Genomic DNA, 14,944 nt, shown 5'->3' on the forward strand with positions numbered 1-14,944 from the left:
TTGCTTTACTTCTAATGGATACGATACTCTTGTTCCCATGCTAAAAAGCACCTCCTGTTAAATTCATTTTACTTGAATTCAACAAGAAGTGCTTTTTTATTGTGTCCCACGTAAGTGGGTCAGTTCCGTTCCTTGCTTCACGTTTTTTTTATTTTGGTAAGGCGTTATTTTTAATCACATCGGCCATCCAAAAACTACTTTGTTTTGGAATTCGTTTACCATCTTGTTCGAGGTCGATGCGATAAAATCCGTAACGGTTTTTATACGCATTAAGCCAAGACCAACAATCGACAAAGGTCCATAAATGGTAGCCAAAACAGTTAGAACCTTCTTCAATGGCTTGGTGTAGCCAAGATAAATGTCCTTCGATAAATTCAATACGGTAGTCATCTTGTATGATACCGTCTGCATCTGCGAATTTCTCTTCTCCTTCAACACCCATTCCATTTTCAGAGATAAACCAGGGAATATTGCCATAATCATTTTTAATCGTCATACCGATATCATAAATCCCTTTTTCGTAGATTTCCCAGCCACGATGTGGGTTCATCTTTTTATCAGGCCAGTTATAACCGCGTACTAAATCGCCACGACTTTCAATAGGGCGTTTTCCTTCTGGTTGATGTTGGACGCGAACGGGCTGATAATAGTTGACGCCTAAGAAGTCAATACGATAGTTTAGATAGTCATCGTCATGTGCTTCTTTATTAGGCATTAGGTCGTTTTCTTTCAAGATAGCTGTTAGACGAGGGTTGAAATGTCCTAAGACAATAGGGTCTAACAAGCTTTTAATATAAATAGCTTCGCCGATTTCTTTTGCTTCAATATTTTCAGGTGCGTCATCTTTAGGGTAGACGGGTGATAGATTTAAAATAGTACCAATTTCTCCGTCATAGTTACCTTCACGAAACGCTTTAACGGCTGCAAAGTGTGCTAGTAATGTATGGTAGCCAACTTGTACCGCACGTTTCATGTCATTGACCATTGGCCAGTGAGCGTCTCCTAGGTAACCACATTCGATATGAACCATTGGCTCGTTAAATGTCGCCCATTTTTTTACAAGGTCACCAAATGCTTGAAATGCTTGATCGGCATAATAAGCAAAGTGGTCGACAATCTCACGATTTTCCCAACCGCCTTTTTCCATCATCCACCATGGCATATCAAAGTGGAATAAGTTAATCACAGGTTCCACGCCGTTATCACGCAATGTTTGGAAATAGTCACGATAGTATGCAACCGCTTCTGGATTGAGTGTTTTGCCGTCTGGTAACAGGCGTGTCCAAGCAATAGAAGTTCGATAAGAGTTTAAATTCATCGCTTTCATATGACCGGCGTCTTCTGCATAGCGATGATAAACATCAGACGTGTTGCTAGGGCCTACTTGATTAAAAAATCGCTCGGGTTCTTTTTCAAACCAGACGTCCCAAGTAGATTGACTTTTACCTCCTAAATTAGCGCCACCTTCTGTTTGTGGGGCAGATGCTGCTGCTCCCCATAAAAAGCCTTTTGGAAATGATTTTGTCATGTTAATTCTCCTTCTTCTGATTTAATAGTCGGTATTGTCCAGGTGTTACACCAACGAGCTGACGGAATTTACGTGTAAAGTTTGAAACATCGTAGTATCCCGCATCATGAATGATTACTTTGATGGTATCATCCGTTTCAATCAGCTGTTGTTGAATGTAGTCTAATCTTAGTTGTTGAACGTGTTTTGAGAATGTTTCACCTGTCTCTTCTTTGATTAATTTGCTGAGATAGGATACTGAAAAATCAAACTCAAGAGCTAACTCCTCTAATGAGAAATCATGAGAGCGGAAGTGTTCATGAATGTAGGCGAAGATGTCATGCTTCATTTGACTTTCTTCTACCGTCGCGTTTGCCTTTACCTTTTCACAAATAAAATGCGCGAGTTGTTGTAACTCTGTCATGATGGTGAAAAGGGTACTGGCATTGACAACATTTTTAATCCATTCTGGTTCCAGAGTGACGTTCATCTTGTTTGCAGTCTTAATCATGGTATTTAAAATTTCAAAGCATAATGATTTTAATAAATAAGGTGGTAGCGTTTGGGTATTTGATGCAGTCAGAAGTGTTTCAATAGCTTGTCGGCTAATTTCTTCATTTCCGTCTGCTAGGGCATTTTCGAGTTGGACAATCATACCGGTATCGAGTTGATACAAGACATCCTGTTCCTCTTTATTAGGAAGTTGTTGATACGCATAGATGTTACGATTTTCTAAGCGATATGCGTAATAGTCGCGACAAGAAATGGCTTCAATATAAGATTGATTAATCTTCGCCCAGTCGTCGTAGATTGAACCAAAATAATACGTGTTGCGGTGTTTCACGAGTTCATCGATTTGATGTGTAATATTTAATGCTAATTTTTCAATACGCTGTGTATTCTTCATCTTTTGAGAAAATTGAATAATGATAGCAATGTATTCTTTTTTAAAAGGTAATTCTACGGCTTCAATATAGACATCTTCATTTTCTAAAGGGAACGTCGCCATTAAAATAGATTTAAATTTTACATTAAATGATGTGTCATTCGCACGAACACCAATCAATCCAACACAGAAGTGACCAGCCATTTGTGAAAGTAAACCACGCTCGATAAAAGTCTGGATTGTTTGATTATCTAGCTTACCTTCTAAAAGTTGAGTTAACAACTGGGATTTCAATTGAACATGTTGTTCTTGAAGTTGTTGATTGTACGCATAGTTTGTTTCAATTAAATGTGATGTTTGCTGATTAAGTGCTGCTAACACATCTTGCTGGGAAGCCGTTGGTTGTTCCTCTTCTTTTTTGGCAATTTCATCGAAAAGTGTGTTGAGATGTTGAATGGGTTTGTACTGGTTGTAACTCATAAAGAGACTTAACAAAATACCAATCACAAACAACACTAACATAGTCAAGAAGAAAATGGCCTGGACTTTTAAGAAAGGTGTGTAAAGCTCACTTTTATTTACAATCGTCATTAAGCTGAGACTGTCATTAGCAAGCGTTGAACGTGCGAGAACATAGGTTTCTCTGTTAATTGTATTTTCGTTTCCTTGCGCATTAAATAGTTTCGCAATATCTTTTTGGCTGAAGTCATTGCTAGTACTAGCGACGAGGTTTCCATTGTTAGAAAACAAAAAGATTTCACCAGAAAAGTCGTGGTTCATCTCTTTTAAAAACTGTTTCATCTTCCCTGCATCAATAAAAAATACAACGGTCGCACTGTGCAAGGCGTCTTTATTTGAAATAGGAATAAAGATTTCTAATAACGCTTCTTGATTGTTTTCTTTAAAACTATCTGAAGTAATTTGTAAAGAATGGGTGGTGAGATTGTCATAAAACTGTTTTTCATTGAAGTCAATCATGTCGTACTTATAGCGTAATAATGTGTTTAAGTCATAATTTCCGTGTTGCGAGTAAAATTGTTCTTTTTGTGGATAATAGATGAATAGTTCTTTAACAAACATATTATTGACACTATATTTATTCAGCTCTAATTTGGCATCCAAGCTATAGTAAGGATGATTCAAGTAAAATGAGCTAAGTTTTTGATTGACTCGGATGCTGTTTGCCGTATTCTGATATCCTTTAAATTCATTATCCAAGTAAGTCGTTAACTGTGCTAGGTTATTGAGGTTCGCTTCTTCAATTTGTTTTTTATAACTTCCTGCAGAAAATTGATAGAGCGAAATAGTTAGGATAATAAACGGGATGAGAAAAATTAATAAGTAGGTGAGAAAGTACTTTTTTAGTACTTTCTCTTTATAATTTTTTAGAAAATCTAACATTAAACATCACCTGAAGAAGGGGTTTGTTGTGTTTCGATTTTTTTCATACTGATTAGACTAAACCAAGCAACTGGTAAAGCAAGTAGCGGCATAAAGCCTACAATAGATAAAATCGGTAATAAGACGAAAACACCTGTAACAATCATGACACCTAGCAGCATGGCAACAACATCTAAGATATTTGCAATAAGCAGGAAGAATGCTTGTTTAATATGTTGTAATGTCGGCATTTCATATCGCAAATAGCTTGGTAACACATATAAAAAGGTACCAAAAGCTAAACATAGCAAGAAAATTAAGAAAAAGTGTAAAAAAGTACTGCCTATAAAATGTTGAGAAATTCGTAAATCAAGATAGAGTACGGCTAAAACGCCAGTCATGAGATAGCCTAGTATGTTTGTCTCTTTTAAATAAGCACGCCATTTCTGATTGAGCGACTGATAGGAAAGTGTGAAAGGGGTATGATTAAAGGATTGCAAATAATAGTCTATAACCAGAGCAGTAGCTGGGAAAATGCCTAGAATGATACCGCCTTTTAATGTAAATACAATCCAGTAAAATTGTAGCTTGATAAGAGTTAAGAGAAACTCACCCACAGTGTAGCTTGTTTTAACAAGACCTTTCATCGTATCCCTCCTTTATAATTTTTGAGTATTGTTTAAAAATGTTTCCACGATTTGCCAGTTTCCTGCCTGTTTTTGTAAGGTAATAACATTTTCAGCACGATGATCAGTGAAGGTTGCTTGATTGTGATTATGAGATTCTTTTGTTACTTCTAAAACGATTTTTTGATTAGATTGTTCTAAAACCTTTATCGAAAGAATATCGTGAGTAACATCGTAAGTTTTAAAAAAAGTCGTTAATTCTTTTTTGGTAGCCTTGCGACTTTCTGGTGAGAGTGTATCGAGATACGCCTCAATGTTTTCGGAATTAGCCGCATCGTTGTTAATAAGTACGACGTCGACTGCGTCTTTAATACTTTCTTCATCTGTTATCTTCCCTGTGATTTGATAGTCATGATAGCTAATGGTTTGACTTTGTAACTTTTGCCAAATCGTTGGTAGACCCAACAAGATGAGAAAGGGAATTGCCCATACGAGTTTTTTCATATATACACTCCTTTATCTTACCGATATTAAACGTTTGATAATTTGCTAGGGCTAACAATGTGTTGATAAAGCTGACGGCCAAGATTCCCTTTATCAAGACTAGACTGTGGCAGATTAATTAAGCGCTCAGCGTCTAGTTCCTCGATTGCTACGTCATGCTGCATCCATTGCGCGAGACGCCATAAAGTCGAATGAAGGCGCGCTATTAATCCCCCATAGCGAATATCGAGCACTTCCCAACCAAACGGTTTATTCGCATGGAACCAAGCATCACGGTGATAAGTACGTAAGGTATCCACTTCTTTGGTTAGTAAATCTATCTGAATCACCAAGTCAGCCATTTGTTTTTTATCTTTTTTCAAATAAGCCGAGCGAATTTCTTTTCCAATATCGGCTTTAATAGTTAAAACACGTGCTAGTTGTTGATAAAATTGCCAACTATGGTTAAATAACGGATTCTCTTTATTGTAAACGTTTAGCAATTTTATTGTCAACTGCTCATAATGGTCTTTTAATGAGAGCTTCGCAGTATTGCCATCATACAAGCCTAGTAATGGGTCTTGCCATAAGCTAAATTTGGCTGGATGACTAGCGGTAATATTCTCTTTATCCACACCCGGTGTGCAGTCGAAATCATTTAAGGATAGAAAATCATTTAAATGTGCTTTAAAAAGTGTTTCAAAAAATTCAGCTGTCACGTCTATGCCTGTTTCAGACGGATAGCTTTGAGAAGCAAAATAGCTAAGTCCCGGATAAGCAGTTTCTAATAAGGTTTCAGCACCGTCATCAAGCCACAGAGTACAGAAAACTTCTTTGACATTTTGTTTTTTACAAGCGGAAAGAGCAGCTTGGGTCGTGCGCCACGTTTTACTATAATTAGGCACCATCCCATTAAATGTCCACGTTGCACCCGCGAAAATAAGAGGACGTTCTAACGATTGATGACTCTTAATTAACGTTTCATATTCTGATTGTTGAGTATGGTAATAATCCCAATAAACCATTTCAATGTCAGGTATTTTGTCTTTCACTTCTGCAGGAATATGGCTATCTAAATCATAGTAATCACCCGTTTTAGATCCTAGTCGGAAAAACATATCACTCCACATCATCGGTTTTAAATGATAGTGATTTAAAATTTCCATGACTTTAGTGAGATGTTGATTCATAATATCAAAACGATTGTGATAACCATTTTCTTCTAAGTAGCGTCCTAATCCTAGACGTTGCGCTTCATCCATACCGATATGGATACGACGAGTGGTAAAGTTTTCTGCAATGGTTGCGACTAATTGTTCAATAAACTGATACGTCGCATCGTAATTAACAAGTAAGATATCTTCTGTATCTCGTAGTTCTGACATAGGGAACCATTTGAGTGCATTTTCAAGATGCGCTAGTGTCTGAATACATGGAATGAGCTCGATACCAAATAAGGAAGCATATTGGTCAAGCTCTTTGATTTCTTCCGCTGTATATCGTCCGCGAAAATGACCAAAATATGGAAGTTCTGGGACTTCATATGTATCTTCCGTATAAAGCATGAGTTGCGTATAACCTAAGGCTGATAAAAAGCGTACCCATGACTTTAAAGTGTCGAGAGTTGGAACAGCGTTACGAGAACAATCAATCATCGTCCCCACTTCTTTAAACGCAGCTTTTTCAGAGTAAGAAAAAGTGGGTTGCTTATCAGCTAGCGTTAGCCACAGAAATAGCGCGCGAGATAAGTAACGCGGTTCTGCGATGCTGATGGTACCAGAGTGTATATCTTTACTAACGTTTATGGTTTCATCCAGTCTGGCATTAACAGTAATGTCAACGGGAAACCCTTCTGTGTCTATGGAAAAAGCGGAATGATTATGTTGCCAGTGATTCAAGATGGTTTGGAGCGATGTGTCAACAGTTATCAAATTTAATTTCTTCATTATTATCACCTCAATGTGTATTATACGGTTCAAATAAAGCGGTTGCAATCGCTTGGCGAAGATACATAGCGGAAAAAAGATACATATTGCGAGCGCTCTCTAATCTCGTTAAAGTAAAGTTAATTCCATTCATTAACCAAGGCGAGGAGTGAGAAAATGGATCAAATAAGAGGAGACATTGTGACGAGAACGCACGAAGAAGACACGACTAATTACCCAGAAACAGAAATGTTAAAAGCACGTTTGGAATGGTTTCAAGATATGAAAATCGGTGTGATTTTTCATTGGGGCCTTTATTCAGAAGCGGGCATTGTGGAGTCATGGCAGTTATCAGAAGAAGATGAATGGGCGCGAGAAGGACGAAGTTGGCGAGAGTCGGTAGAGGTATTGCAACGCGATTACTGGAATTTGATCGAAACATTTAATCCTGTCCATTATCAACCACACATGTGGGCTTCATTATGTCAAAAAGCAGGTATTCGATACGGGATTTTAACGACGAAGCATCATGATGGTTTTAATTTATTTAATACGGAAGAAACAGGATTTAAGGTCGGTGGGAAGTTAAGTCCTTGTAAACGTGATTTAGTGGGAGAGTTTGTCGAGGCTTTCCGAGCAGCCAATCTAGGTGTGGGAGCATACTATTCTAAAGCAGATTGGTATTCGAGTTACTACTGGACGGACGACGGAGAAAAGAAGGGGCGAACGGCTAGCTACAATCCTTTAGCCCATCCAGAGCGTTGGCAAAAATATGTGACATTTGTTCATCGTCAAATTCACGAGTTGACACATCACTATGGTTCGATTGATTTATTATGGTTAGATGCTGGGTGGTGTGGTCAAGGAAAAGAAGACTTAGATATGGACCGACTAGCTGAAATTGCTCGAGAAAAAAATCCAGAGCTAATCATGGTGGATCGGATGATGGGGGGGCGTCATGAAAACTATGTTACCCCTGAACGTAAGATTCCTGATGAAAGTGACATTCCAAATAAACCATGGGAAAGTAATATTCCCTTAGGAAACGATTGGGGCTATGTGCCAAACGACACATTTAAATCCAGTGAAGAAATCATTGGAACGGTTTTAGAAGTCGTGAGTAAAGGCGGTAACGTTATCTTAGGCGTAGGGCCTAAACCTGATGGCACTATTACCGAAGAAGAGACACAAATTTTAATGGACTTGGGTGAATTTATGTCGGTGTATAGCGAAGGCATTTATGGCACGCGGGCTTTAAAAAATCGTGTGATAGATTCTGGGTGGTATGTGACACAAACAGCAGATGCGTATTATTGTTTTACGAAAGTTAATGAAGGTTCAACAGAAAATCGACTCTATTTAAGTGAGCTAGGTATCCATGATTTTGCTTTTTCTGCCTGTGTAGACATGGCTAATCACTCGGAGTTATTACTTCATACGGAAGGAAATCAACTAGTAGTCACCTTACCTGATTGTCTTATAAAAACGCATGGTTATTGGGGTTTCAAGCTTGTAAAACAAAACTAACACATTGAATAAAATTAACATATTGTCAAATGATAGCGCTGCACTTTATGATTAGAGTGAAAATGAAAGCGTTCTATCGTTTCGTGTTATCGACAACGATAAAACACGAAAAGGGATAAGGAGGAGGAACACATGGCAGAAGTAGCAACAAAAAAAATCACCAATGAATCGCCGAAGAAGAAAAAAATTAGTTGGAAAAAAGTTAAAAATAGTAAACAACTTTATCTTTTTGTCCTTCCTGCATTTTTATTCTTCTTAATCTTTGCTTATGGGCCGATGTATGGGGTGGTCATTGCCTTTAAAGATTATATGCCATCATTAGGAATATGGGGAAGCCCTTGGGTAGGTTTCAAACATTTCCAACGATTTTTTAATTCGTATTATTTTTGGGACTTATTGAAAAACACATTGGGTATTAGCTTATACAGTTTAGTGGTAGGGTTTCCATTACCTATTATCTTAGCTTTAGCATTAAACGAAGCGAAAGACGGTTTTTTCAAAAAGTTTACTCAAACTGTAACGTATGCGCCACACTTTATTTCGGTAGTCGTTATTAGTGGGATGTTGATTTCTTTTCTATCTCCTTCAACCGGGATTATCAATCACTTGTTAGAAGCGTTAGGAATGGAACGAATTGCGTTTATGACGGATCCAAAATGGTTTAAAACGTTATACGTCTTATCAGGCGTTTGGCAAGGAACGGGTTGGGCTTCAGTCATTTATTTAGCAGCACTTTCAGGTGTTGATACACAGTTACATGAGGCAGCAACCGTAGATGGAGCAACGCGTTTACAACGTGTTTGGTATATTAATATTCCAACAATTTTACCAACGATGGTAATCTTGTTAATTATGAACTTTGGCTCGTTAATGGCAACAGGATATGAAAAAATCTTGCTATTACAAAATGCGTTAAACTTAGAGTCATCTAACGTGATTGCAACATTCGTTTATAAACAAGGTTTGTTAGATGCGCAATATAGTTATGCCGCAGCCGTTGGTTTGTTTGAATCATTAATTAATGCAACCTTACTGATTGTCGTGAACAAAGTGTCACGTAAAGTCAGCGAAGTTAGTTTATGGTAGGAGGGGATACACATGGCAGCAAATGCAATAAAAATTAAAGATACAAAAGCTGATAAAATCTTTGTGGGATTCGTGTACCTTTTCTTAGCGCTCGCATTGGTCATTGTTTTATATCCATTGATTTACATCGTCAGTGCTTCAATTAGTGAGCCGCAGTTTGTTAACTCTGGAGAGATGTGGCTATTGCCAAAAGGGTTTACGTTTGAAGGGTATAAGACGATTTTTCAAAATGAAAATATTTGGCGCGGTTATCGTAATACGATTTTTTACACTGCTTTAGGAACAACGATTAACTTAGCAGTGACGTTACCAGCAGCCTATGCGTTATCGCGAGTGGACTTTTATGGGAAAAAACTATTTATGAACTTTATGTTACTCACGATGTTTATCAGCGGTGGCTTAATTCCAAGTTATTTACTAATTAAAAACTTAGGTATGATTGATACGATTTGGGCGTTAGTCATTCCAAACGCAGCCTCGGTTTATAATATTGTCGTGACACGTACGTTCTTCCAGTCAAGTATTCCAAGAGAGATGGAAGAAGCCGCGATTGTCGATGGTTGTTCGGATTTTAAAATGTTTATTAAAATCATTTTACCTTTATCTATGCCAATTATCGCTGTTATGGGATTGTTCTATGGGATTGGGCACTGGAATAGTTACTTTAACGCGTTAATCTATATTTCTAACAAGAGTATGTATCCGTTACAAATGGTATTAAGAGAAATTCTCGTTTTACAAGATTTATCGTCTAACTCAACCGCAACAAATGTTTCGGCGAGTACAGCGGAAATGCTTTACAGTAAGCAACAATTGGTTCAAGTTATTAAATATGGTGTCATGATTGTCTCTACACTGCCAGTGATTGTCGTTTATCCATTCCTTCAACGTTATTTCGTTAAAGGTGTGATGATTGGCTCATTGAAAGGGTAGTCAACATAAAAATAGTAAAGGGGAGAAAAAAATGTATAAGAAAAAAGCTTTAGTTAGTGGTTTACTTGTTTGTTCATTAGCATTAGTTGCCTGTGGCAATGGTGGAAGTGAAGGGGGCAAAGCGAAAAGCAAAGCTGACGCTTCGATTGAAGTCAATAAAGAAGGATTCCCAATTACCAAAGATAAGTTAAGTATGGGGATGATTGCGCCAGGAACAGGTTTAGCAGAGTGGTCAGATATGCCAATGCTAAAAGAATATGCTAAGATGACAAATATTGATTTTAAATATACAACACCGCCATTAAGTGACTTCTCTACAAAGTTAAACTTAGCATTTGCTAGTGGTGATTTACCAGATATTATTTTTGGAGCAGGCTCAACTAACTTAACGCGTGCGATGGAAGTGGATTATGGTGGACAAGGAATCTTAGTACCTTTAGAAGACTTAATCCCTGAATACGCACCAAACTTAAATAAAGTATTAGAAGAAAATCCAGAAATTAAGAAATCTATTACATCAGTAGATGGACATATTTATAGCTTACCAACTATCGGTATGGGGGATACGTCTATTTGGCCACGTGGTCCACTATGGTATAACGGAGATTGGTTGAAAGCATTAGACGTGAAAGAATTACCAAAATCTGTGGATGAGTTTTACGACTTACTCGTTCGTTTCCGCGATGAAGATCCAAATGGTAACGGTAAAAAAGATGAGATTCCATTGACTGACGTTGAGATGAACAGTAGTCGTGACTGGTTATTATCTGCTTTTGGTTTAACAACACAAGGTATCGAAGAGATTGATGGGAAAGTACAATTTAACCCAACAACAGAAAACTATAAAGCTTACTTAACGTTCATGAATAAACTTTACAAAGAAAAATTACTAGACCCAGAAGTCTATTCACAAGCGGATGAGCAAAAGAAAGCAAAAGGAAACAACAATCAACTTGGTTTATTCCCAGACTGGTTCTCTTACTTTACAACAGGTAAAAATGAAGAGGAAAGTTTAACTGACCCAATGTTTGGTCCATTAACAAGTGAGTACTCTAAAGATCCAGTAGTTCCAGGAAGCCCACGTTTAACAACAGGGGTATTCGCAGTAACGAACAATGCGAAAAGTCCAGAAGCAGCATTACGCTGGGTAGATTACTTCTACACAGAAGAAGGCTTAACATTCTTGAACCAAGGTCCTGAAGGCGCATTGTGGGAATACGCTGAAAACGATAAAGGTGAAAAAGTTCGTGTTTATGCAAAGGGTATTGATTTAGATAAGACTGAGGACGAACGTGGTAAGATTACAGTGGATTACGGTATCCCAGTTCCAGCGAAACAAGTATCTATTCCTGGTATTAAACGTGACCCTAATGATCCAGATACATTCCCATTTGAAGAATTTATCAAGAAGGAAACGCAAGATAAGATTGAACCATACGCTAAAGTTCCGTTCCCAATTGTTTACTTAACAAAAGAAGAGCAAGATCAAATTGGTGATATGGCAACAGACTTAACAACTTATGTTGAGCAAATGGAAGCGAAATTTATTACAGGGGTTGAATCTCTCGACAACTGGGATAATTTCATTAAAACGATTGAATCAATGGGAGTTAAAGATTACGTGAAAGTTTACCAACAAGCATACGATCGTTGGTCAGACGCTTAATCTATCTATAACGTTCAAGTGCTATTGGCGAAAAACCAAGCGAAAGTTCGCTTGGTTTTTTCTTTCATTTTAATGAGAAAAATTGTTCTCAATTTTTGAAACAGGTATAATAGAAGAGTAAGAGTTAATAATAGAAGATTGAGGTGACAGAATGGCAATTTTAACGATAGATGTTGGAGGGTCAGCCATTAAAAATGGTGTTTGGTCAGAAGGGAAGTTGACGACATTTGACGCTATCCCTACTCCTAAAGATTATGAAACATTTAAACAGAATTTATTAGAAATAAAAGAGCGCGCTAGTCAAGAATACACTATTACAGGTGTTGGAATGAGTATGCCTGGAGCGGTCAACACTAAAACACGTCAAATTGAGGGGATTAGTGCGGTTCCGTATATTCATAACCGTCCTATTTTTGATGAGCTTGAAACGCTACTTGAACTCCCACTTACGATTGAGAATGATGCTAACTGCGCAGGGATTTGTGAGGTGGAAATTGGAGCTGGTCGTCAAGGCGAGCATATCGTGTTTATCATTTTAGGAACAGGTGTTGGTGGGTCGATTTTCATACATCGCAAGTTATATAAAGGGGCTCATTTATTTGGTGGAGAGTTTGGCTTAATGCGTTTATTAAATGGTGGGATTTTTAGTTCGTCAGGGACGGCAGTGGCGATGTCACGTCATTTTAATGAACAGTATGGTACGGATTATACTGGTCTAGCTATTTTTGAAGAAGCAGATAGCGGTAGTGAACGCGCTGTTTTGGCAGTGGACGAGTTGTACGAAAATATTAGCGAAGGACTTTATAATATTCAAGTGGCATTTGATCCAGATACGATTGTTATTGGTGGCGGTATTTCACAGCGACACGATATCGCAGAACAATTAAGGACTAAGCTTTTCCGTCGTTTACAAGAAGAACGAGTGGAAAGTGTGATGCCAAAAGTGGTGCGTTGTGATTACTTAAATGATGCCAATCTGATTGGTGCCGCTTTAAATTTTGAAAATCAAGGGCGATAAAGAAAGGATAAGAGAATGAAACAACCATTATTTATTAAACCAGTCTTACAAGAAAAAATTTGGGGTGGGACAAAGTTACGAGATATATACGGTTATGATATTCCAAGTGAAACGACAGGAGAATGTTGGGCCATCAGTGCGCATAAAAATGGCATGGGTTATGTCAGTTCACCAGAAATATATGCAGGTATAAGTTTACAAGAGCTTTTTGAAAAGGAACCTGCATTATTTGCGCATCCATCCGTGACAGAGTTTCCCTTATTAACTAAAATCATTGATGCAAAAGAAGATTTATCTGTTCAAGTTCATCCAGATGATGCATACGGGAAATCACATGCAGGAGAATTAGGGAAGACAGAATGTTGGTACGTAATCTCTGCTGATCCTGGTGCTAAAATTATTTTCGGTCATACAGCTAAAACGCGTGAAGCTTTTGCGCAAGCGATTGAAGACGGTAAGTGGTCGGAATTATTAGTAGAAGTACCAGTCAAAGCGGGTGATTTCTTCTATGTTCCAAGCGGTACTGTCCATGCGATAGGTGCTGGGGTAATGGTGCTTGAAACACAACAAAGTAGTGATACGACTTACCGTTTGTACGATTACGATCGACCTGATGCAGCAGGACAGTTGCGTGAGTTACATATTCAAGAATCAATCGATGTCACGACTATTCCGCATCATGTTGAACAACCTGTATATGAAGCTGTTCAACAAGAGTCATCTGTTTTAACACCTTTAATTCGCAGCGATTACTTTAATGTGGCACATTGGGACGTTGATGGCGTTTTAACGCTTTCTCATGAAAAGACATATACCTTAGTCAGTGTATTAGAAGGCGAAGGAGTAATTAAAACGGAAGAAGGAGAGTGGGAATTAACAAAAGGCGTTCATTTTATTATTCCTGCGACTTTAACAGAATGGACATTTGAAGGAAATATGACGCTAATTGTTGCAACACCTGGACCGAAAAATAGCTAAAAGTGAGGGAGAAAATCATGACAAAATGGTATGGTGCAATTGAAGCTGGGGGAACAAAATTTGTTTGTGCAGTGAGTGATGAAGCGTTGGAAATTAAAGAACGTGTGAGTATCCCAACGGAAAATCCAGAAACAACCATTCAAGCCGTATTTGATTTTTTTGATCAATATGCGTTACACAGCATAGGTGTCGGATCATTTGGACCGATAGATGTCAATCCGACTTCTAAAACATACGGTCATATTATGGCGACACCCAAACCTGGTTGGGAAGGGTTTGATTTTGTTGGGGCATTAAAAAATCGTTATCATGTGCCGATTGCTTGGACGACTGACGTCAATGCGGCAGCATATGGAGAATTACATCGAGGAGCAGCGCAAGGAACGAACAGTTGTATTTATTTAACAATTGGGACGGGAGTTGGCGGTGGTGCCGTCGTAAATGGTCAGGTATTAGAAGGATTTAGTCATCCTGAGATGGGACATATTCAGTTAAAACGTTTAGAAAATGATACATACCAAGGAAAATGTCCTTATCACAGTGACTGTTTGGAAGGACTGGTAGCGGGGCCGGCTCTTGGCGAGAGAGCTGGAAAACCAGGAGCAGAAATAGAGAAAGATGACGCCGTTTGGGAAACACAAGCCTATTACATCGCACAAGGTCTAATGGCTTATACACTAGTATTGTCACCTGAACGGATTATTCTAGGTGGTGGCGTGATGAAACAAGCACATCTGTTTCCTCTTATCCGCGAGTCGTTTAAAAAACAAATGGCCGATTATGTCGTGACCCCTGATTTGGACGATTATATCGTGCCAACAGGCTTAGGGGATAATAGTGGTATTACCGGTTGCTTACTTTTAGCAATGGAAGCAAAATAGATGTGAGCATATATTTTTACTTACTAATTACAAGTTGTTATAGTTGAG

The 14,944-nt window shown here is 38.2% G+C and carries 12 protein-coding genes; 7 read left to right on the forward strand and 5 right to left on the reverse strand.

Annotated features, from left to right (window positions below):
* Nucleotides 1-148: 148 nt before the first annotated feature.
* Genes CBF33_RS05275 through CBF33_RS05295 form a run of 5 tightly spaced genes read right to left on the reverse strand, consistent with a single transcriptional unit; the run spans nt 149 to nt 6,828 of the window.
* Nucleotides 149-1,528: a glycoside hydrolase family 1 protein gene (locus tag CBF33_RS05275; RefSeq protein ID WP_126762250.1), complete on the reverse strand. Its 1,380-nt coding sequence runs from the start codon at nt 1,526-1,528 to the stop codon at nt 149-151.
* A gap of 1 nt (nt 1,529) precedes the next feature.
* Nucleotides 1,530-3,794 carry a helix-turn-helix domain-containing protein gene (locus CBF33_RS05280; RefSeq protein WP_126762252.1) on the reverse strand — a complete coding sequence of 755 codons (2,265 nt, stop codon included), beginning with the start codon at nt 3,792-3,794 and terminating at the stop codon, nt 1,530-1,532.
* Nucleotides 3,794-4,420, reverse strand: coding sequence for a YesL family protein (locus CBF33_RS05285; RefSeq protein WP_126762254.1), 627 nt, complete (start codon nt 4,418-4,420; stop codon nt 3,794-3,796). Before CBF33_RS05285 ends, CBF33_RS05280 begins: the two co-directional genes overlap by 1 nt.
* Before the next feature lie 12 nt (nt 4,421-4,432).
* Nucleotides 4,433-4,903: a hypothetical protein gene (locus CBF33_RS05290; RefSeq protein ID WP_126762256.1), complete on the reverse strand. Its 471-nt coding sequence runs from the start codon at nt 4,901-4,903 to the stop codon at nt 4,433-4,435.
* A gap of 26 nt (nt 4,904-4,929) precedes the next feature.
* Nucleotides 4,930-6,828 (reverse strand): beta-N-acetylhexosaminidase, encoded by a 1,899-nt coding sequence (locus CBF33_RS05295; RefSeq protein WP_126762258.1) that lies wholly within the window; start codon nt 6,826-6,828, stop codon nt 4,930-4,932.
* 156 nt (nt 6,829-6,984) lie between these two features.
* On the opposite strand from CBF33_RS05295, the gene CBF33_RS05300 reads away from it, so the two are divergent.
* From CBF33_RS05300 to CBF33_RS05330, 7 genes are all read left to right on the forward strand, one after another.
* Complete coding sequence (locus CBF33_RS05300) at nt 6,985-8,334, forward strand: alpha-L-fucosidase (RefSeq protein WP_126762260.1); 1,350 nt, start codon at nt 6,985-6,987, stop codon at nt 8,332-8,334.
* A 132-nt stretch (nt 8,335-8,466) separates the two neighbouring features.
* Nucleotides 8,467-9,420: an ABC transporter permease gene (locus CBF33_RS05305; RefSeq protein ID WP_023607013.1), complete on the forward strand. Its 954-nt coding sequence runs from the start codon at nt 8,467-8,469 to the stop codon at nt 9,418-9,420.
* 12 nt (nt 9,421-9,432) lie between these two features.
* Nucleotides 9,433-10,353 (forward strand): carbohydrate ABC transporter permease, encoded by a 921-nt coding sequence (locus CBF33_RS05310; RefSeq protein ID WP_126762262.1) that lies wholly within the window; start codon nt 9,433-9,435, stop codon nt 10,351-10,353.
* 31 nt (nt 10,354-10,384) lie between these two features.
* Entirely contained in the window at nt 10,385-12,019 is a 1,635-nt protein-coding gene (locus tag CBF33_RS05315; RefSeq protein WP_126762264.1) for an extracellular solute-binding protein, read from the forward strand.
* Between the two features lie 151 nt (nt 12,020-12,170).
* Entirely contained in the window at nt 12,171-13,037 is an 867-nt protein-coding gene (locus CBF33_RS05320; RefSeq protein WP_126762266.1) for an ROK family protein, read from the forward strand.
* A gap of 15 nt (nt 13,038-13,052) precedes the next feature.
* A complete protein-coding gene (gene manA / locus CBF33_RS05325) occupies nt 13,053-14,015 on the forward strand; it encodes a mannose-6-phosphate isomerase, class I (RefSeq protein WP_126762268.1) in 963 nt (320 codons plus the stop codon).
* A gap of 17 nt (nt 14,016-14,032) precedes the next feature.
* On the forward strand, nt 14,033-14,896 hold the full coding sequence (locus tag CBF33_RS05330) for an ROK family protein (protein ID WP_126762270.1): 864 nt from the start codon (nt 14,033-14,035) through the stop codon (nt 14,894-14,896).
* Nucleotides 14,897-14,944: the final 48 nt, after the last annotated feature.

Origin of the sequence: Vagococcus lutrae, from assembly GCF_003987555.1 — a bacterium.
Lineage (GTDB): Bacteria > Bacillota > Bacilli > Lactobacillales > Vagococcaceae > Vagococcus_A > Vagococcus_A lutrae.